The organism is Curtobacterium sp. VKM Ac-2865, from assembly GCF_015350905.1.
GTDB lineage: Bacteria > Actinomycetota > Actinomycetes > Actinomycetales > Microbacteriaceae > Curtobacterium.
On sequence record NZ_JADKRZ010000001.1, the window covers coordinates 1,034,923 to 1,054,723 of the forward strand.

14 protein-coding genes are annotated in these 19,801 nt (G+C 71.5%); 3 read left to right on the plus strand and 11 right to left on the minus strand.

Annotation, left to right across the window (positions count from 1 at the left end):
• The first annotated feature begins 49 nt into the window (after positions 1 to 49).
• Both ITJ54_RS04925 and ITJ54_RS04930 read left to right on the plus strand, forming a co-directional pair.
• Positions 50 to 1,294, plus strand: coding sequence for a sensor histidine kinase (locus ITJ54_RS04925; RefSeq protein ID WP_194626138.1), 1,245 nt, complete (start codon positions 50 to 52; stop codon positions 1,292 to 1,294).
• Positions 1,291 to 1,917 (plus strand): response regulator transcription factor, encoded by a 627-nt coding sequence (locus ITJ54_RS04930; RefSeq protein ID WP_194626139.1) that lies wholly within the window; start codon positions 1,291 to 1,293, stop codon positions 1,915 to 1,917. Before ITJ54_RS04925 ends, ITJ54_RS04930 begins: the two co-directional genes overlap by 4 nt.
• Before the next feature lie 17 nt (positions 1,918 to 1,934).
• On the opposite strand, the gene ITJ54_RS18230 is transcribed toward ITJ54_RS04930, so the two are convergent.
• From ITJ54_RS18230 to ITJ54_RS04970, 8 genes are all read right to left on the minus strand, one after another.
• Entirely contained in the window at positions 1,935 to 2,867 is a 933-nt protein-coding gene (locus tag ITJ54_RS18230) for an NADP-dependent oxidoreductase (protein WP_194626140.1), read from the minus strand.
• 33 nt (positions 2,868 to 2,900) lie between these two features.
• The gene (locus ITJ54_RS04940) at positions 2,901 to 3,680 is read right to left on the minus strand and encodes a GNAT family N-acetyltransferase (protein WP_194626141.1); all 780 of its coding nucleotides are present in this window, start codon (positions 3,678 to 3,680) and stop codon (positions 2,901 to 2,903) included.
• 68 nt (positions 3,681 to 3,748) lie between these two features.
• Positions 3,749 to 5,872, minus strand: a complete 2,124-nt coding sequence (locus ITJ54_RS04945; RefSeq protein ID WP_194626142.1) for a glycoside hydrolase family 36 protein — start codon at positions 5,870 to 5,872, stop codon at positions 3,749 to 3,751.
• A complete protein-coding gene (locus ITJ54_RS04950) occupies positions 5,869 to 6,762 on the minus strand; it encodes an ABC transporter ATP-binding protein (RefSeq protein WP_194626143.1) in 894 nt (297 codons plus the stop codon). Before ITJ54_RS04950 ends, ITJ54_RS04945 begins: the two co-directional genes overlap by 4 nt.
• Complete coding sequence (locus ITJ54_RS04955; protein ID WP_194626144.1) at positions 6,759 to 7,664, minus strand: ABC transporter ATP-binding protein; 906 nt, start codon at positions 7,662 to 7,664, stop codon at positions 6,759 to 6,761. The genes ITJ54_RS04950 and ITJ54_RS04955 overlap by 4 nt, the downstream gene beginning before the upstream one ends.
• Complete coding sequence (locus ITJ54_RS04960; RefSeq protein WP_194626145.1) at positions 7,661 to 8,701, minus strand: ABC transporter permease; 1,041 nt, start codon at positions 8,699 to 8,701, stop codon at positions 7,661 to 7,663. Before ITJ54_RS04960 ends, ITJ54_RS04955 begins: the two co-directional genes overlap by 4 nt.
• Positions 8,702 to 8,714: 13 nt before the next feature.
• A complete protein-coding gene (locus tag ITJ54_RS04965; protein ID WP_194626146.1) occupies positions 8,715 to 9,704 on the minus strand; it encodes an ABC transporter permease in 990 nt (329 codons plus the stop codon).
• Positions 9,705 to 9,738: 34 nt separating this feature from the next.
• Positions 9,739 to 11,424 (minus strand): ABC transporter substrate-binding protein, encoded by a 1,686-nt coding sequence (locus ITJ54_RS04970; protein ID WP_194626147.1) that lies wholly within the window; start codon positions 11,422 to 11,424, stop codon positions 9,739 to 9,741.
• Positions 11,425 to 11,541: 117 nt separating this feature from the next.
• Between ITJ54_RS04970 and ITJ54_RS04975 the strand changes: the two genes are divergently transcribed.
• Entirely contained in the window at positions 11,542 to 14,097 is a 2,556-nt protein-coding gene (locus ITJ54_RS04975) for a glycoside hydrolase family 2 protein (RefSeq protein WP_194626148.1), read from the plus strand.
• Between the two features lie 74 nt (positions 14,098 to 14,171).
• On the opposite strand, the gene ITJ54_RS04980 is transcribed toward ITJ54_RS04975, so the two are convergent.
• The 3 genes from ITJ54_RS04980 to ITJ54_RS04990 form a co-directional block, all read right to left on the minus strand.
• Positions 14,172 to 16,337, minus strand: coding sequence for an alpha-galactosidase (locus ITJ54_RS04980; protein ID WP_194626149.1), 2,166 nt, complete (start codon positions 16,335 to 16,337; stop codon positions 14,172 to 14,174).
• Positions 16,334 to 18,352: a beta-galactosidase gene (locus tag ITJ54_RS04985; protein ID WP_194626150.1), complete on the minus strand. Its 2,019-nt coding sequence runs from the start codon at positions 18,350 to 18,352 to the stop codon at positions 16,334 to 16,336. Before ITJ54_RS04985 ends, ITJ54_RS04980 begins: the two co-directional genes overlap by 4 nt.
• Before the next feature lie 108 nt (positions 18,353 to 18,460).
• Entirely contained in the window at positions 18,461 to 19,597 is a 1,137-nt protein-coding gene (locus ITJ54_RS04990) for an ROK family transcriptional regulator (protein WP_194626151.1), read from the minus strand.
• Positions 19,598 to 19,801 lie beyond the last annotated feature (204 nt).

Here is a 19,801-nt window from a genome sequence, read left to right on the forward strand (position 1 = left end):
GCCTGTGGACAACTGCCTGCGGCCCGCCGGAGGGTGGGATGCTGTCGGCATGGACACGGTCACGGAACGCCAGGACACCTGGGTGCGGAACCGGTGGCTGCACGCCTTCTTCGCGGGCACGATGCTGCTCACGGCCGTGATCGCGGTCGTCGGCTGGTCACCCTGGTCGTCACGGTGGCCGGCGTTCGCGATGATCGTCGTGCTGGTCGTCGCCTACGCGGCGTACGGCCACCGCGGCTACGACAGCCTCCGACCGGCAGCAGCGTTCCTCCCGTTGGTGGTCCTGGCTGCCGCCGTGCTGCCGGCGGTGGCACCCAGCACGGCCTTCGTGCAGTGCATCCTCTTCCCGCTGGTCTGGTGCCAGTCGCACCGCATCCGCACCGGGGTCGTGCTCTCGGTCGCGGTCGGCGTCGCGAGTGGCATCGGCCTGCAGGTCAGCGGCGGCCCGGACGAGATCGTCAGCACCCTCCTCATCGAGAGCATCAGCGTCGTCGGTGCGTCCGCGATGGGCGTCTGGATCTCGAGCATCGCCGGCCTGTCCGAGTCCCGTCGCGCCCTCCTCGACGAGCTCCGGGCGACACAGACCTCCCTCGCCGAGGCGAACCGCGCCGCCGGCATCGCCAGCGAACGGGAGCGCCTCGCCCGCGAGATCCACGACACGGTCGCACAGAACCTCGCCGGCATCGTGATGCTGACCGAACGCGCACGCCGCGACCTCGCCGATGACCACACCGACGCGCTCGACGAACGACTGACGGTCCTCGAGGAGTCGGCCCGAGCAGCGCTCGAAGAATCACGCGTCCTCGTCGCCGCCGGAGCCGCCGGCGCATCCCATGACAGCCTGGCCGGTGCCCTGCACCGCCTCGGTGAACGGCACACCCGCGAGACCGGCACACCGGTGACCGTCGAAGCCGCGGACTGCCCGCTGGACCGCGACGCGCAGGTGGTCCTGTTGCGTGTCGCCCAGGAGGCCCTGGCCAACGTCCGCGCGCACGCCAACGCCGCCTCGGTGCACGTCGCACTGCACCACGCACCCGAGCAGACCGTCCTGCGGGTCCAGGACGACGGCGACGGCTTCGCCACCGCCGTCCGGAGCGTCGGCCGCGGACTCGCCGGGCTACGCGAACGGCTCGCCCTCGCGGGCGGGACCTGCGTCGTGACCAGCGCACCGGGCGACGGCACCACTGTGACGGCAACGCTGCCCACGGTGACCACCGCCGGACCGGTCCTGGCGGAGGACGCGACCCCGAGCCTCCCGACCGTCACGCGCCCCGTGGCAGAGGTGACCCGATGATCCGCGTCGTCGTGGCGGACGACCACCCGATCGTGCGGGCCGGCATCGTCGCGCTGCTGCAGTCCGCGCCGGACGTCGACGTCGTGGGTCAGGCATCCGACGGCGAAGCAGCAGTGTCGATCGTCCGCGCCGAACGCCCCGACGTCGTGCTCATGGACCTGCGCATGCCGCTGCTGGACGGCGACGCTGCCACCGCGCAGATCCTGGCCACCCAGCCTGAGGTCCGCGTGCTCATCCTGACGACCTACGAGTCCGACGACCAGATCCTCGCGGCGATCGAAGCCGGAGCCACCGGGTACCTGCTCAAGGCCGCTCCCGAGTCGGAGATCCTCGCCGGTGTGCGGGCGACAGCCCGTGGCGAGACCGCACTCGCTCCCTCAGCGGCCGCGGCCCTCGTGCGTCGCGCGACCGGAGGGACACCCGCCGGCCCGAACCTCACCCCGCGCGAGCTCGAGGTCATGCGCCTCGTCGCGCAGGGCAACAGCAACCCCGCCATCGGCCGCGCCCTGTTCCTCAGCGAGACGACCGTCAAGACGCACCTCGGTCACGTGTTCGAGAAGCTCGGTGTCAACGACCGCACGCGTGCCGTGACCCGGGCGATGGAGCTCAACCTGCTCTCCTGACGGTCATGGGGCGAGCGTCACCAGGTGAGGACGAAGCGGCCTCGTGTCCCGCCGGCCTCGAGCCGTTCGTGCGCCTCGCGGGCACTCGATGCCGGCAGCACCTCGGCGATGCGTGGCGTGATCGTGCCGCCCTCGACGCCGTGGCGTAGTCGCTCGAGCTTGTCGAACGACCGGTACTCCTTCCCGACGAGCGCCCGCTCGAACCGGACGCCCTCGGCGCCGTTCCCCTCCCAGCCCCGCACGTCGATGAACAGGCCGCCCTGGCGCAGCGCCGGGACGACGACGTCTCGCTGCACCGCACAGTCGGCGAGGGCGTCGACGCCCTCGGGGACGATGCGTCGGACGGACTCCGCGAAGGCGTCCCCACGCGGGACGATGTGGTCCGGCCCGAGCGACCGCACGAGTGTCTCGTCCTTGTCGGCGGCGTCAGCGATCACGGTGATCCCCTCCGCCTTCGCGAGCTGTACGAGGTAGTTGCCGAGCAGCCCGGCAGCGCCCGTGACGGCGAGGGTGTCTCCGCGGGAGAGCCCCGCCAGTTCGAGGACCTGGATGGCGGTGAGCCCGTTCATCGGGATCGTCGACGCCAGCTCCACCGTGGTCCCGCGCGGGATCCGCGTGAAGGAGCCGACCGGGGCGACGAGCTCCTCGACGTAGGCCCCACCGTGTGTGGTCAGGGGCAGCGCGATCGCCATGACCTCGTCCCCGACAGACCACCCGTCGACGTCCGGACCGACCTCGTCGATCACCCCGGCTGCGTCCATGCCTGGCACATAGGGAGCGGACGCGTGCGAGCTGTCCCGCTGCCCTGCCCGCACGCCCGTGTCCGTGGGGCTCACGGCGAACGCTCCGACCTGGATGCGGACGGAGCCGGCACCGGCGTGCGGCTCCTGGACCTCGTGGACGGCGAGGGCCTCGGGCCCTCCGAACTGCTCTACTCCGACGACCTTCACCCATCCGGTCTACTGGGCTGTCCCCGACCGTTCTCAGACTGGTGAGCCGAGGGCCCCCGGCGATGGCGGAACCAGCTGCAACAGCATCTCCACCGAGTCACCAGGAGCGAACCCGATCGGGCGTCGACGACCCGTCCGCACGAACCCGTGCCGCTCGTAGAACGCCCGCGCGCGGTCGCCCGCCGGGTTCTCGTCCACCCACAGCGCGATGGAGTCCCCACGTCCCCGAGCCCACGCCAGGACCTCGGCCAACAGCACCTCCGCGACGCCGTTGGCCCGGCCGCGGAACTCGGGTACGACCCACACGCCGGTCAGCACCAGACCATCATGATGCTGCGCACCCATCATCCCGATCCACCGCCCACTGACGTCGTCGATCACAACGAGGCTGGTCGCGTCGGCCGCATGCCCTCGGCGAGCGCGCACCCGCCAGTCGTCCTCGGACATCGCGGTGGTCGTCTCGAGGGTGGCACCGTACGACACCGGGTTGTCCGTCGCGTTCTCGATCCGCGCGGCCCGCACCGAGGGCCAGTCCTCCTCCGTGGTCACCCGGACGGAGAACCGGGCTCCTGGCAGTCCCGCGCGGTCGAGCACCGAGACCAGCTCACGCTGCAGGGCATCGGGCACAGCAGCGCCGTACGGCGAACTGATCGGCGCGCCGAACGCGACTGCGGCCGCGGACCGGATCGCCACGTCGAGCGCGCTGCGCGTGGCGGGCAGTGGAACGTCCGCGAGGTCCGGACCGAGCGCAGCCCAGGGACCGGGACCGCCTTCGGAGCGCACGCTCGCGAGCAACCCGCCGATCGTCTGCATCACCCCATCGTGCCAGGACCCACCGGACGGGAGGCGCGGGACCTGCCCGCCCCGCACCTCCCGCCCGATCAGCGGATGCGGAACACCCGCGCCGTCGGGGTCACGCCACCGTTGTCGACACGGAGGACCCCGTCCTCCCACGTCGCCGTCCACGGCCCCGGCTCCCGTGGGAACAGCGGCTCCACGGAGACCTCCCGCCCGTGGAGTGCCGGCAACGGCAGCGACACCGAGTCCGACGCCCCGGGCAGCGACCACACCGACAGGAACAGGTCGCCCCCGGGGACGGCGAGCCCGAGGGCGATCCAGGTGTCCTCCCACGCGGGCAGCCCGAGCGGCCACACGGGGACGGTCGTCGGCAGCACCTCGAGCACCGTCCGGTGGGCCGCGATCGCCGCGCCGACGACCTCGAGCTGCGCCGGGGACATCGTGTTGAGGTACCCGGACAGGTACATCCGTCCGAGCACCCCGTTCACGAGCGACAGCACGAAGCGCTCGTCACTCATGTCCACCGCGGGGTAGGCCCAGTTGCCCGCCTGCTCGGGCAGCATCGCCGCGGGTGCGGCAGCGGCGATCGAGGCGTACAGCACCGGGTCCTGCTGGTCCGACGTGGACTGCATGTGCAGCCGCGAGAGCATGGCCTGGTCGGCCCGCATCGCCCCGGAGGCGCAGTTCTCGATGAGCAGCGACGGGTGCCGCTCCTGCACGGCGTCGATCCAGTCGAGCAGTGCCCGCTGGTGCTCGAGCATGCCGGGGAACGGCCCGGTCATCGTGTTGTCGTCCATCTTGATGAAGGTCACGCCGAGCGACCCGACCAACCGGTCGACCACGGCGTCCAGGTGCGCCCGGGCCTCCGGCGAGCGCAGGTCGAGCAGGTGTCGCCCGTGCTCGGCGACCCGGATGCCGTGGTGCTCGACGAACGCCGAGGACGGCAGGGTCGACGCCAGCGGGGAGTGGATGCCGATGACCTCCGGCTCGAGCCAGAGTCCGGCCTGCATGCCCCGGTCGCGGATGTGGTCGATGACGCGCGAGAGCCCGCCCGGGAACCGGGAGGCGGCCGGCTCCCACGCACCGACGGTGTCCCACCAGTGCCCCTCGGCGTACCACCCGGCGTCGATGCAGAACAGGTCGGCTCCGGCATCGGCGGCCGCATCGATCAGTGGGAGGAGCTTCGCCGTGGTGGGGTCCCCCATCAGGGTGTTCATGTAGTCGTTGAACACGAGTGGCAGTGCGAGGTCGGCCGGTCGGAGGATGCGCGTCGCCCGACGCTGCCTGGTGAGCACAGCGAACGCCTCGTCCACGGAGCCGGCGATCCCGACGGACACCGGCACCGAGGTGAACGGACGGTCCCTCGTCACCTCGGTCGTCCACTGGTGGTCCTGGTCGGTCGGTCCGCTGAGCAGCACGTACGCGTGGTGCCGCGTCTCCCCCAGCTCGTACAGCCACGGCCCGTTGTGCTCGACCTGCCACGCGAGGGCGTACGACGGCGCCAGGAGCACGCCGATCGGCAGCGCCTCGCCCGTCGACCACGACCCGCGGTTCTGCACGACGGCGCGGCTCCGCGGGGGCTGGTGCTGGGCGTCGCGGTCGATCCGCGCCAGCCCGATGTCGCGCAGTGGGTCGGTGTGCCAGCGGCTCTCGGCCACCCAGTCGTTGTCGGCGTGCGCGAGCGCGAGCACGTCCACGGTCGCTCCGGAGTCCGTCAGGAACGCACCCGTCGCGAACGAGGACACGAAGTCCACGACGTGCTCGCCGTGCTCCGCCGACACCTCGGTCCAGGTCCGGAACGCGGGCACGTCGGCGTGCGCCCGGAAGACCGATTCGACCTGGAGGCCCGTGGTCGCGTCCGATTGCAGGATGCGGAACTCGTGATCGGTCCCGTCCGCAGTGGCCCGGTGCGACACCGGCCGCAGGCGCGCCCCGATCGTGGAGTCGACGTGCCGGAAGCCGCCGGGGAACCGACCGTGCCCGATGGTCGTCAGCTCGACGAGCGGCTGCGGATCGACCGGCCCGTCGTCGAGGACGCCGGAAGCGAGGACGTCGGCGGCGAGCGCGCCGCCGGCGAGCGCGCCGCCGGCGAGGGCCCGACCGGCCGGCACGAGCGACACGAGCGCCGCGGGCTGGTCCGGACCGACCTGGAACCGTGCCGCGAACCCGTCCGTGACCCAGTCGACGAACGTCGACCCGTCACTCATCGTGCTCCCACCGGGGCCGGTCGGCTCGGGACCCACGCGCCGACGGTGTGGTCGTAGCAGGTGGTGTTGTCGATCGTCGACCGGTCGAGTGCCGGACCCGCCGTGACCCGGCGCTCCCCACGCTCGGGGTCCGGTGCCGCGTCGGCGAGCAGTCGGGTGTATTCGTGGTGCGGGTCGAGGATCACCGCGTCCGACGGCCCGCGTTCGACGACCCGGCCGCGGTAGAGCACCAGGATCTCGTCCGAGAAGTGCCGTGCGGTCGCCAGGTCGTGCGTGATGTAGAGCACGGCGAGGTGGTCCTCCCGCTGCAGGCGTCCGAGCAGGTTGAGGACGCTCAGCCGGATCGACACGTCGAGCATCGACACGGGTTCGTCGGCGATGAGCACCTGCGCGCCCGGGGCGAGCGCGCGGGCGATCGCGACGCGCTGCCGCTGCCCGCCGGAGAGCTCGTGCGGGCGGCGGGTGGCGAAGTCCTCGTCGAGGTTCACCCGCCCGAGCAGCTCCCGCACCATGTCGGCGGTCTCCTCGGCGCCGCGGGCCCGGTGGTGCAGCTGCAGCGGCCGGGCGATGTGGTGCTCGATGGAGTGGAACGGGTTGAGCGAGGCGAAGGGGTCCTGGAACACCATCTGCACGTGCCGGCGGTACATGCTGCCGACGACGGGGGTGCCGTCCTCGAGGCGGACGTCGATCGAACCGTGCGTGACCGACTCGAGCTTCGCGAGCATCCGCGCGATGGTGGACTTGCCCGACCCGGACTCCCCGACGAGCGCGACGGTGCGGCCGGGGAGCAGCTCGAACGACACGTCGTCGACGGCGTGCAGCGTGGTGCGCCGCAGGCCCTTGCGGGTGTGGAAGTCCTTGCCGAGGTGGCTGACGGTCACACTGGTCATCGGTCCGTCTCCTGTGCTGCCTGCACCAGGACGGCCCTGGTGTCGGTCTCGGGTTCGACGCCGTCCTCGACCCCGCTGCGGATGAACGCGCCGCGTGCACCCGACAGGCTCGGGAACGACCGCAGCAGGCGCCGCGTGTAGGGGTGCTTCGCGTCGTGCTGGATCACCGATGCCGGCTCGCACTCGACGACCTCGCCGCGGAGCATGATCGCGATCCGGTCGCTGATCTCCAGCAGGAGCGGCAGGTCGTGCGTGATGAACACGACCGCGAACCCGAGCTCGTCGCGCAGTCGGACGATCTCGCGGAGGATCTCCCGCTGCACGACGACGTCGAGCGCCGTGGTTGGTTCGTCCATGATCATGATCTGCGGCTCGAGCAGCATCGCCATCGCGATCATCACGCGCTGCCGCATGCCGCCGGAGAGCTCGTGCGGGTACGCCGTGATGCGTGACGGGTCGACGCCGACCCGTCGCAGGGCGTCCTCCGCGATCGCCCGTCGCTCCTTCCGGGACAACCCCTTGCGGTGCTCGACGAGCGCGTCGTCGAGCTGGGCACGGATCGTGGTCACGGGGTTCAACGCGTTCATCGCGCCCTGGAACACCATCGACAGCTTCGACCAGCGCACGGCACGGAGCTCTTCGTGGCCGAGGCCGAGCAGGTCGACGTCGGAGCCGTCGCGGTCGTGGAACGTGATGCTGCCGGAGGTGACCTTCGCCGGCGGTCGGTGCAGCCGGGTGATCGCGTACGCCAGGGTGGTCTTCCCGCACCCGGACTCCCCCGCGAGTCCGAGGATCTCGCCGGGTGCCAGCGTCAGGGACACGTCCTTCACCGCGTGCACGGGGTGTTCGGTCTCGTAGACGACGTCGAGGTGCTCGATCGTCAGGACTGCGGTGGCGCTCATCGGGCGACCCCCTTCGTGTCGTGGGCTGCGGTGGCGACGCTGGGCGAGCCTCCCGACCGGGCAGCGCGCCTGGCGCGACGGTCACGGCGGCGCTGGGCGCGGACGTTGGCGAGCCGCGGGTTGATGACCTCGTCGATCGAGAAGTTCACCAGCGACAGCCCCATGCCGAGCAGGGCGATGAGCAGCCCCGGCGGGACGAACCACCACCACGCGCCGTTGGCGAGCGCGAACCCGTTCTGGGCGTAGAAGAGCATCGTGCCGAGCGTCGACGAGTTCGACGCCCCGAGGCCGAGGAAGGACAGACCGGCCTCCCCGAGGATCGCCGCGATCACCGCGAAGACGAACTGCGACGCCAGGACGGGCAGCAGGTTCGGCAGGATCTCGACCGCGATCACCCGCCAGGGCCGCTCCCCGGCGACCCGGGCGGCCGACACGTAGTCGCGGTTCCTGATCGACATCGTCTGCGCCCGGAGCACCCGGGCGGACCCAGCCCACGACGTGATCGCGAGGACGACGGCGATGGTCCACAGCCCGCGGGCCTCACGCGGAACGAGGCCCGAGATGACGATGACGAGCGGCAGGCCCGGGATGACGAGGAAGACGTTCGAGAAGAGCGAGAACGCCTCGTCCATGATCCCGCCGAGGTACGCGCCGAGGATCCCGAAGAACGCGGAGAGCACGGTGGCGAGCAGGCCGACGATGAGGCCGATCTGCAGGCTGCCGCGGGTGGCGAAGGCGAGCTGCGCGAGGACGTCCTGCCCGGTCTGGGTGGTGCCGAGGAGGTTCTCGGCGCTCGGGCCCTGCAGCCCGGAGTCGCGGATGGTGGTCGGGTCGCCGACGAGCAGCGGTCCGACGACGCCGAAGAGCACGACGCCGAGCACCAGCGCGATGCCGGCGACGAGCCACGGGGTGAGGGTCGGGAGGAAGCGACGGATGCCGCCCTTCGACGCCCGACGGGTGGCGATCGACGTCGTGCTGTCGGCCTCCTCCGTCAGCGCGCCGATGGTGGGCTCGGTCTCCTGCTGGATGTTGGTCATGGTCGTCTCCTCCCTAGCTCCGCGCCCGCGTCCGCGGGTCGATGAGCCCGTACAGCAGGTCGACGACGAGGTTCGCGCCGAGGACCGCCAGGGTGATGAACAGGAAGATCCCCTGCATGAGCGCGTAGTCGTTGTTCGTCACCGCGGAGAGGAGCTTCGACCCGATGCCCGGGTAGGAGAACACCTGCTCGGTGACGACGGAGCCGGACACGATGAACCCGAGGGAGATCGCGAACCCGGCGACCGAGGGCAGCACGGCGTTCCGTGCGGCGTAGTTCCGCAGGATCTTGCCGTCGGGCAGCCCCTTCGCCTGCGCGGTGGTGATGTAGTCCTCGGACAGCGTCGACACCATCATGTTGCGCATCCCGAGCAACCACCCGCCGAGGGACGCGAGCACGATCGTCACCGCCGGCAGCACGCCGTACTTGATCGCCGAACCGATGAAGTCGCCGGAGAACCCCGGCGTCAGCACGACGTCGTAGCCGCCCTGTGCCGGGAACAGGTGCAGCCCGGTGGCGAAGAAGTACACCAGGATCAGCGCGAGCCAGAAGTACGGCACCGCGGCGAGCAGGGTGGTGGCCGGCACGAACGAGTCGAGCCAGGTCCCCGGTCGCCACCCGACGAAGGCACCGAGGCCCACGCCGATGACCGCCGCGACGATCGTCGCGATCCCGACCAGGGCGATCGTCCACGGCAGGGAGCTGCCGATGACCTCGGTCACGGGTGCCGGGAAGTAGCTGACGGACACCCCGAGGTCACCGCGGAACACGTTGACCAGGTAGTGGCCGTACTGGGACCACAGCGGCTCCGAGGTGTCGCCACCGAGGAGCAGCTCGTACGCCTTCCGTGTCGCCGGGGTCACCTGCCCGCCGCGCTGCTGCAGCTTGGCGAGCAGGATGTCCACCGGGTTCCCGGGCAGCAGCCGCGGGATGACGAAGTTCAGCGTCAGTGCCGCCCAGAGGGCCACCACGTAGAAGCCGATCTTGCGCAGGAAGTACGTCATCGTCGAGTGCTCCTCGGTCGCGATGCCATCGGGGTCAGCCCTTGGCCGGCTTCAGCGCCTTGAAGACCTCGGCGTTGTCCGGGCTGGCCCAGACCGCCGGGAAGGCGTAGAGGTCGTCCTTCGTCGGCCAGCCGCTGAACTTCGCCGAGTGGAACTCGCTCGTCGTGCCGCCGGTCATCACGGGGATGTAGGGCAGGTCCTCGACGATGTGCTGCTGGATGACGTCGAACTCCGGCTGCGTCTTCGCGGTGTCGGTCGGGTTGATCGTGGCGAGCTTCGCGAGGGCGCCGTCGACGTCGGGGTTGCTGTACCGCGAGATGTTCATCGGGGCCGCCTCACCGACCTTCGCGGTGTTCGCCGTCGTGAAGTAGTTGTTGTAGAGGTAGTACGGGTTCGACGCCGGGCCCTGGCCGAGCGAGTCGATCGCGAGCTCGAAGTCGCCCTTGGTCTTCTTGTCGGTCCACTCGTTCCAGGACGACTGCTGCGCCTTCAGCTCGATGCCGGCGGCCTTGAGCTGCTGGGTCATCGTGTCGATGGCGGTGATGTAGTCGGTCCACCCCGTGACGACCTCGACGGTCAGGGACAGCTTCTGGCCGTCCTTGGCGTAGATGCCGTCGGCGCCCTTCGCCCAGCCGGCACCCTCGAGCGCCTTCGCCGACGCGTCCTTGTCCGCACTGCTCGGCATGACCGCCGGCGACACGTCCTTCGAGATGGTCTTCTCCTGCGTGCTGGTCAGCGCGAAGGTCGGGGAGATCTCGCTCGCGGTGTTCTCGAACGCCAGCGAGTTGAGCTGCTTGCGGTTGATGGCGTCCGCGATCGCGTGCCGCACAGCCGGGTCCGTCTGGGAACCCTTGCAGCCGAGCGTCGTGTTCGAGCAGGTCAGCAGCGCCATCTGGTTCTGCGGGACCGTGATGCCGTCGTACCCGGGGTACTTCGCGGCGATGTCGGACATGCCGGGGACCGGGCCGGTCTGCCAGTCGATCGAGCCCTGCGACAGGGCGTCGGCGCCGGCGGTGTTGCCGGAGAGGGAGAGGTACCGGATCGTCTTGACCTTCGGCGCCCCGCCCCAGTACTTCGCGTTCGCCTGCAGGGTGAACGCCTGCGGCTTGAACGTGCCGAGCGTGTACGGACCGGTGCCGACGGGCTTGCGCATCACGTCGGTGGTCGGGTCGATGTCCTTCCACAGGTGCTCGGGCACGATCCAGGTCTTGCCGAGCAGGTTCGGGCCGAGCACGAACGACGGCTTGGCGAACGACACCACGACCGTGTCGTCCCCCTCGGCCTTCGCGGTGCCGTCGTACCCGATCGAGTTCAGCGCCTTCTGCTGCTTGAGCATGTCGAGCGTGAAGACGACGTCCTTCGACGTGAAGGGCTCCCCGTCGCTCCAGGTCGCCCCGTCGCGGAGCGTGATGGTCAGCTGCGTGCCGTCCGCGTTCCACTCGTACGACTTGCCGAGCAGCGGCTTCGGGTCGTTCGTGTTCACGTTCGTGATGAAGAACAGCGACTCGTAGATCGTCCCGACGCCACCGATGTTCGACGGCGACCACGGGTTGTAGTTGATCTGGTAGTCGCCGGACTGGCCGGTGTACGCGACCAGGGTCGAGGCGGCGTCACCACTCGTGCTGGCGGAACCGCTGGAGCTGCAGCCACTCAGCGCGAGGCCGGCTGCCAGGAGAACGGCGCCGCCGATGGCGAGCCGCGAACGGGTTGGGTTGAACATCGTTGTCCTCTCGGTCTGCGTCATCGCAGGTCCACGTTGTGAGCGTGATTGTTACACGCATAAACTAAGTCGGTCAAGGGGTCGCACCGCGCGACCCCGGAACCCTGAGGAGACGCGATGGAGCGGACGACACTCAACGGCACGTGGACGGTCGAGGCAGTGCGCGGCCCGGCAGCGGCCGACATGGCCTCGACCCCGATCGAGGCGGTGGTCCCCGGCGTCGTCCACACGGACCTGCTGCGCGCCGGGCTGATCCCGGACCCGTTCGACGGCGACGGCGAGGCCGCGACCCAGTGGATCGGCGACACCGTCTGGCGCTGGCGCCGCACCTTCGACTGGCACGCCCCGGACGCCGAGCGGCACGACCTGGTCGCGGAGGGCCTCGACACCCTCGCCACGGTCGAGCTCAACGGCATCGTCGTCGCGACCACGGCGAACCAGCACCGCTCGTACCGGTTCCCCGTCGGGCACCTGCTCCGCGCGGGCACGAACGACCTGGTCGTCACCTTCGACGCCCCGGTCCCCGCGGCCGAGCGGCTGTCCGAGCTGCACGGCGGCGAGCTCCCCCACGTCAACCACCACCCCTACAACGCGCTCCGCAAGAACGCGTCGAACTTCGGCTGGGACTGGGGCGTCGACGTCGCGACGAGCGGCATCTGGAAGTCGATCGGCATCGAGTCCTGGAGCGGCGCCCGCATCGCGTCCGTCCGACCGCTCGTGGACCTCGACGGCACCGACGGCGTGCTCACCGCGCACGTGGACGTCGAGCTCGCCGGGTCCGGCGGCCGCTTCACGCAGGCCATCGGCAGCGCGCCCGTCACCGCAGCAGGCGGTGCCGACACCACCGGACTGGAGGCCCGGGTCACCCTGGCCCCGCACCGCGCGTCCGCAGCGTCGCCGGTCACCGGCACCGAGCCTCCCGTCGGTGCCGGTGGCGACATCGTGTCCGGGTCGCGCCCCGTCCAGGACGGGGCGGCCACCGTCCGGCTCGTCGTGCCGGAGGTCGCCGTCTGGTGGCCGCGCGGCGAGGGCGACCAGGCGCTGTACGACGTCCGCGTCGAGGTCGGCGACGACGTCTGGACCGGCCGGGTCGGCTTCCGGACCGTCACCCTCGACACCGCGGCGGACGCGGGCGGGGCGCCGTTCCTGCTGCGGGTGAACGACCGGCCGGTGATGGTGCGCGGGGCGAACTGGATCCCGGACCACGCGTTCCTCACCGAGATGACCCGTGAGCGCTACCACCGGCGCATCGACGACGCGGTCGACGCGAACATGAACCTGCTCCGCGTGTGGGGCGGCGGGATCTACGAGTCCGACGACCTGTACGACCGGTGCGACGAGCTCGGGGTCCTCGTCTGGCAGGACTTCCTCTTCGCCTGTGCGGCGTACGCCGAGGAGCCGTGGCTCCGTGACGAGGTCGAGCCCGAGGTCCGCGAGGCCGTCACCCGCCTCAGCCCGCACCCGTCCCTCGTCCTCTGGAACGGCAACAACGAGAACCTGGTCGCGTACGCGGAGTGGGGCTGGCGCGCCTCGCTCGTCGGTCGGACCTGGGGCAACGGGTACTACCGGGACCTGTTCCCGGCGGTCGTCGCCGAGCTCGACCCGACGCGCCCGTACACGCCGGGCAGCCCGTTCTCGTTCGACGAGTACCTGACGCCGAACGACGAGCGGAACGGCAGCGTCCACATCTGGGACGTCTGGAACCGCCTGGACTACCGCGCCTACGCCGACTGGCAGCCGCGCTTCGTGGCGGAGTTCGGGTTCCAGGGGCCACCGGCGTGGTCCACGTTGACGGCGGTCGTGCACGACGAGCCGCTCGACCCCGACGGCCACGAGATGCTCGTCCACCAGAAGGCCGACCAGGGCAACCGGAAGCTCGCCGACGGCATGCGGGGGCACCTGCCCGAGCCGGTCTCGATCGAGGACTGGCACTTCGCCGCGCAGCTGAACCAGGCGCACGCGATCCGCTTCGGCATGGAGTGGTTCCGGTCGCGCACCCCCGACAACACCGGGATGGTCGTCTGGCAGCTCAACGACGACTGGCCCGTCGTCTCGTGGGCGCTCGTCGACCACGCCGGCATCCGGAAGCCCGTCTGGTACGCCGTGCGACAGGCGTACCAGCCGGTGCTCGTGACCGTGCAGCCCGGGACCTCCGCGTCGGCGGTGCTCGACGTCGTGGTCGTCAACGCGTCCGGTACCGCGGTCGAGGGCCAGGTCGAGGTCGCGCGGATGTCGTTCGACGGCACCGTGCTCGCGTCGGGGTCCTTCCCGGTCACCGTCGGGACCGCCGATGCCACTCGTGTGGCACTGCCGGCGTCGCTCGCAGTCCCCGGGGACCCGGCCGCCGAGGTGCTCGTCGTCACCGGACCGCTCCTCCGGACCGTGCACGACTTCGCCGAGGTCGTCGACCAGGCCCTCGAGCCGGCGCCGTTCACCACCGCGGTGGAGCCGACGGCGGACGGCGCCCGGGTGACCGTCACCGCGACGTCGTACGCGCGGGACGTCTCGCTGTTCCCGGACCGCGTCGACGCATCGGCCCGCGTGGACGACGGGCTGGTGTCGCTGCTGCCGGGCGAGTCCGTGACGTTCACCGTGACGGACGCCCCCGGGATCGACACGTCGGCGCTGACGTCCCGCGAGGTCCTCCGGCACGCGGGTTCCCTGCTGCACTGACCTCCGCGCCCGCCCGCTGACCCGCGCGCCCACCCGCTCGGCCGACCTGGCCGGGCGGGCGGGGCGGGCGCCGCTCAGTCGAGCGCCACGCACTCCAGCACGATCGCCGTCGCCGGCGCGAGCATCGGCAGCCGCACCCCGACGTCCTCGAGCACCGCGCCCGGCAGCTCCACCCACCCGCGACCGAGCCACGGCGGCGGCACCATGTCGAGTCCGCGCGGCAGGCCGATGCCCGTCGCCGGGGCCACCCGGTAGCGCCGCGACCGGTCGAGTCCCCGGAGCCGGACCGGCACGGCGAGCGACTGCGGACCGGTGACGGTCCGGGCCACGCGGACGAGCGCCTGCGACCGGTCGACGGCCACCACCGAGGTCCCGTCGAGCCCGGGGTCCCCGAGGTCGAGGTGCCGCAGCCGCCCGGTGTGCAGCAGCGATCGCGACCGCCGGTACAACGCCGTCCACGCCCGCAGCCGGTCCAGCTCCGCCGGGTCCAGCCGCGTGACGTCCGTCTCGATGCCCGCGGAGCCGAACAGCGACACCGCCATCCGGAAGTCCAGGTCGAGGTGTCGGCCGGTCGTGTGCGACACCTCGGGTCCGACGTGGCTGCCGATGAGCTCGAGCGGCAGGAGCGCCTCGGTCCACCGTTGGATGCCCAGCCGCTCCACCGCGTCGTTCGTGTCCGACGGCCACACCCGGTCCGTGTGCTCGAGCGCGCCGAGGTCGACCCGGGCCCCGCCGCTGGCACACGACTCGATCTCGAGCCACGGGTGGCGCCGACGCAGGTCGTCCATCAGCGTGTAGACCCCGCGGGTGTGCGCGTCGATGCCCGCACGTCCGGCGTGGACCGCGTGCACGACGTCCCGGTTCGCGTCCCACTTGACGAACTCCACGTGGTGCCCGCCGATGACCGCCGACATGCTCTCGAGCACGTGGGCACGGGCAGCCGGGTTCGCCATGTCGAGCACGTACTGGTTCCGCCACGTGCGCACGTCGTCGTCGGGTCGCTGCAGGAGCCACTCCGGGTGCGCGAGGGCGAGCTCGGACACGGGACTCACCATCTCCGGTTCGAACCACAGGCCGAACTCCATCCCGAGCTCCCGCACCCGGTCGACCAGGGGGCGGAGCCCGTCGGGCCAGACGGCAGGGTCGACCTGCCAGTCACCGAGCGACGTGGTGTCCGACCGGCGTCCGAGGAACCAGCCGTCGTCGAGCACGAACCGTTCGACGCCGATGTCCGCGGCCGTCTCGGCCAGCGCCACGAGCGGGGCGAGGTCCTGCCGGTAGTACACGGCCTCCCACGTGTTGAGGACGACGGGCCGCGGGCGACGGGGGTGTCCGGGCCGCGCGCGGATCGAGTCGTGGAGCCGGGCCGACATGCCGTCGAGTCCCTCGTCGCTCCACACGAACACGGCGTCCGGCGTCGTGAACGTGTCGTCCTCGCCGAGCACGACCTCGCCCGCGCGGAGCAGCTCCCCGGCGCCGAGCAGTGGGCGCGCCTCGGCGAGCACGTCGTGGCGGTGCACGGAGTCCGCGCTCCACGCCAGGTGCACGGCCCAGACCTCCCCCGCGTCGTCCGAGAACCCGGGCGTCCCGAGCACCAGCAGCGTCGGTGCGTCGTGACCGGTGCGGCCTCGGCGACTCTCGCGCGCATGGCTGCCGTGCGTCAGGGTGCGCCGCTGCGGGGTGCGTTCCCGCGTCCACCGCCCCGCCAGGTCGAGGACCTCCGCTGCCCGTTCCCCGACGGGCAGCACCGCCTCGAGCGCCTGCAGGTGCACCGCTGCCGCCCCGCGGTTCGTCACGGCATGTCGGACGCGCAGGACCCCGGCGGCGTCGAGCGCGAACTCGCTCCGCAGCCGCAGTTCGGCGGAGACCGCGGTCACCGTGACGAGTCCGTCGTCCGACACCACGACGACGTCCTGCCACCGTGGGACGAGCGGCAGCCCGTCGACGTGTCCGGCGATCCCCGGTCGTCCCTCCCAGCCGTCCCGTTCGGTCGGCAGGACCGTCAGCGGCCAGGGCGCGTCGAACGCACTCGGCGAGACCGGTCGCCCCACCGCCAGCAGGAGCTCGTCCGTGTCGATCGTCCCGACCGGTCCGACGTCGCGCCCCCAGTGCAGCACCTCCGGCAGACCGTCCGGCGCCGTCACGAGCACGAGCGACATCCCGGCGGCGCGGAGCACGTGTGCGCGCCGGGTCGGGTCCGACGGGCGCGTCGGTGCGGTGTCCTCGTCGACGACGGTCATGCGTCCCGCTCCTCGCGGAGCACGCGGACACGTCCCGCCGGCACCACGGTCTCCGGCCCGTGGCCGGAACCGTCGAGCAGGTCCGTGCCGGACGCGTGCACCATGACCGGCTCGGCCAGGTGGTTGACGAGGAACAGGAACGCGGAACCGTCGCGTCCGACGCGACGCACCGCCTCCAGTCCGGGAGGCCCGGTGACCGTCCGTGGGACCGCCCGCTCCGCCACGACCCGGTCCACCACCCGCTGGATGCTGCCGTCCGCGAGGGCGGCGGAGACGTACCAGGCACCGCCGCCGACGTCCCGGCGGGTGACCGCCGGGCGACCGGTGAGCGGGCCGTCCGCGTAGCGGAGAACCACGTCGGCGTCCTCGGTGACGACGGCCTCGGCCCAGTCGGTGACGACCTCGCCGTCGTCGAGGGTCCAGCGTTCGTCGGGCTGCAGCGGCGTGAACTCCTCCGACCACGCGCCGAGCAGGTCGCGGAAGGCCCCGGGGTAGCCACCCGTCCGGATCCGGGCGTGCTCGTCGGCCACCCCGGAGAGGTACGTCACGACGAGGGTCACTCCGCGTGCGGCGAGGTCGGCGACCCGGGCCGCAGCGGCGTCGTCGACGATGAGCAGCGTCGGCAGCACGACCACGTCGTACCAGGTCAGGTCGGCCTCGAGCGGGACCACGTCCGTCAGCACCTGTCGGTCGTAGAACGCCCGGTGCCACGCTCGGAGCTCCCGTGACGCCCGCAGGCCACGGTGCGGCTTCAGCCCGGACTGCATCGCCCACCCGGACGGTTCGTCGACGACGATCGCGACCCGGGCCGGCCCGACGGTGCTGCCCTGGACCGGTGCGAGTGCGCGGAGTGCCCGGCCGAGCGCGGTGACCTCGCGCCAGATGCGGGTCGCGGTGCCGGCGTGCGGGACCATCGCGGAGTGGAACTGCTCGGCCCCGGCGGTCGAGGCACGCCACTGGAAGAACAGGGCGCCGTCGGACCCGCGAGCGACGTGCGCGAGCGAGTTCCGGAGGATCTCGCCCGGCTCCTTCGCCCGGTTCCGCTGCTGCCAGCTCGGGCTGCCGGTCGAGTGTTCCATGAGCAGCCAGGGCGCGCGGCCTGTCGTGATCCCACGCATCCGGTCGGCGGACGCGGCGAGGTCCTGTTCGCGGCGGGGATCGTCCACGAGCGTGTAGTGGTCGTTCGCGGGGATCGCCACGTGCTTCGCCCACTCCGCGTAGTCGACGGTCTGCGAGCCGGCGCCGACCATGAAGTTCGTCGTCACGGGGACGCTCGAGTGGCGTTCGATCGTCGTCTTCTCCATGGTGAAGTGCGCGAGGAGCGAGTCCGACGAGAACCGTTCGGCGTCCAGGAACAGCCCCGGGTTCGGGGCGAGGTTGTGGCCGCCGTGCGGCAGCCCGATCTCCTCGAAGTCCGTGTACGTGTGCCCCCAGAAGGCCGTGCCCCACGCGGCGTTGACGGCGTCGACGTCGGCGTACCGCTCCCGGAGCCACCGGCGGAACGCAACGGTGGACGCGTCGCAGGCGCACCGGGCGTTGCCACCGCCGAGCTCGTTGCTGACGTGCCACAACCGCACGGCCGGGTGTCGTCCGTAGCGCTCGGCCACGGCGTCGACGATGCGGTGCGCGTGCTCGCGGAAGACCGGGGAGTCCGGGCACCAGCCGAGCCGCTCACCCGGGCGGCGGACGACGTCGTCGCGGTCCACGGGCAGCACCTCGGGATGGGCCGCGAGGAGCCAGCTCGGCGGAGCGGCCGTCGGCGTCGCGAGGTCGACCGCGATCCCGTTGGCGTGCAGGAGGTCGAGGACGTCGTCGAGCCAGACCCACGTGTACTCCCCCGGCGCCCGCTCGAGGAGCCCCCACGAGAACACCCCGACCGTGACGAGGTTGACCCCTGCCTCGCGCATCAGTCGGACGTCCTCGTCCCAGACCTCGCGTGGCCACTGCTCGGGACTGTAGTCGCCGCCGAACGACAGGCCGTCGGTCGGCCAGGGGACGGTTGGGGCATCGGACACGGCATCTCCTTCGATGGTGGGACCGTTCCAGCCTCCCGTGCCACTCCCCCTTTGTCAACGTGCGTAACTAACGCACCAAAGGCTCTGCCGCTCCCGTGACTCGACTCGTCACTCGGCGAGCAGCCGGCGGATCGCGAGGACAGCCCCGGCCCGCGCCCACTCCGAGAACTCGAACGGCTGCACCTCGACGGAGACCGGTTCCGAGAACGGCTCGAGCGCCCCACGGAGTGCCTCGTCCACCGTGGACCGGGCGATGTCGTACACGGGCAGCCCGTCACCGGTGAGCACGAGCGTGGACGGGTCGGCGATGTGCACCACCGTCGCCAGGACCACGCCGAGCGCACGCCCGGCGTCCGCGAAGGCCGCGAGTGCCCGCTCGTCACCGGACCGCGCTCGTTCGACGACCTCGTCGTAGGTGGCGTCGGTGTACCCGGAGTTCCGGACGATCACGGGGCTCGGGAGGTAGCTCGACGCGCAGCCGAGGTGTCCGAGCCCGCAGTCCGGACCACCGCCCAGCACCGGGAGGTGTCCGATCCGACCGAGACGCCCGTGCTCCCCCGTCGACACCTGCCCGTTGGCGATGAGCCCGAGGCCGAGCCCCTCCCCGACCGTGACGAGCGCCATCGACCGCCCGCCGGTCCCCGCTCCCGCGCCGAACCAGTGCTCCTTCGCCGTGAGGGCGTGCACGTCGTTCGCGATGAACGCCGCCAGGCCCGTTCGTTCCGTCACCATCCGGGCGAAGGGGACGTTCGTCCACCCGAGGAACAACGAGTGCGCGACGACAGCCTCACCCCCGACAGTGCGGACATCCCCGGGCAGGGACACCCCGATCGCGCACATGGCCGGGTGGGCGGTCCGGAGCCGCTCCTCGACCGCTCGGATCTGCTCGGCGACGTCCGCGGCACGGGTCGCCGGCATCGACTCCTCGTGCAGCGCCAGGACGCGTCCGCCGAGGTCAGTGACCGCTGCGTACAACCGGTCCTTGGTGAGCTTGATGCCGAGGAACTCCCACTGCCCGGAGCTCGGGTGCAGGAGTTCCGACGGGCGCCCTGTCGCTCCCCGGACGTTCGTCCCGACCTCGACGACGAGCCCGTGCCCGACCAGGATGCGCATCGCCCGGGTGAGACTGGCCCGCGAGAGTCCGAGCGACCGAGCGATCTCCGCCCGTGACAGCTCTCCGTGGATCAGGATCTCCCGGAGCGCCAACCGGGAGCCGTCCGGCAGGACCGGCCACGTGTTCGTCATCGTTCCTCCGTCGTCGGCTGATCCTATTGCCGGCGCCGCTCATGACTGTCGCTTCCGAAGGCGAATCGACCCCGGAAACGCAGAAAACCCCTGACCACACGTGGTCAGGGGTTCCCTGGTGTTGCTGAAGAAGTCCGGCGGCGTCCTACTCTCCCACAAGGTCCCCCTTGCAGTACCATCGGCGCTGAGAGGCTTAGCTTCCGG

Excerpts from the sequence above, each read along its gene's own strand:
- ITJ54_RS04950 (WP_194626143.1), bottom strand. The coding sequence starts at position 6,762 with ATGACCAGTGTGACCGTCAGCCACCTCGGCAAGGACTTCCACACCCGC.
- ITJ54_RS04930 (WP_194626139.1), top strand. The coding sequence starts at position 1,291 with ATGATCCGCGTCGTCGTGGCGGACGACCACCCGATCGTGCGGGCCGGC.
- ITJ54_RS04955 (WP_194626144.1), bottom strand. The coding sequence starts at position 7,664 with ATGAGCGCCACCGCAGTCCTGACGATCGAGCACCTCGACGTCGTCTAC.
- ITJ54_RS04940 (WP_194626141.1), bottom strand. The coding sequence starts at position 3,680 with ATGCAGACGATCGGCGGGTTGCTCGCGAGCGTGCGCTCCGAAGGCGGT.
- ITJ54_RS04960 (WP_194626145.1), bottom strand. The coding sequence starts at position 8,701 with ATGACCAACATCCAGCAGGAGACCGAGCCCACCATCGGCGCGCTGACG.
- ITJ54_RS04990 (WP_194626151.1), bottom strand. The coding sequence starts at position 19,597 with ATGACGAACACGTGGCCGGTCCTGCCGGACGGCTCCCGGTTGGCGCTC.
- ITJ54_RS04945 (WP_194626142.1), bottom strand. The coding sequence starts at position 5,872 with ATGAGTGACGGGTCGACGTTCGTCGACTGGGTCACGGACGGGTTCGCG.
- ITJ54_RS04965 (WP_194626146.1), bottom strand. The coding sequence starts at position 9,704 with ATGACGTACTTCCTGCGCAAGATCGGCTTCTACGTGGTGGCCCTCTGG.
- ITJ54_RS04970 (WP_194626147.1), bottom strand. The coding sequence starts at position 11,424 with ATGTTCAACCCAACCCGTTCGCGGCTCGCCATCGGCGGCGCCGTTCTC.
- ITJ54_RS04925 (WP_194626138.1), top strand. The coding sequence starts at position 50 with ATGGACACGGTCACGGAACGCCAGGACACCTGGGTGCGGAACCGGTGG.
- ITJ54_RS04975 (WP_194626148.1), top strand. The coding sequence starts at position 11,542 with ATGGAGCGGACGACACTCAACGGCACGTGGACGGTCGAGGCAGTGCGC.
- ITJ54_RS04980 (WP_194626149.1), bottom strand. The coding sequence starts at position 16,337 with ATGACCGTCGTCGACGAGGACACCGCACCGACGCGCCCGTCGGACCCG.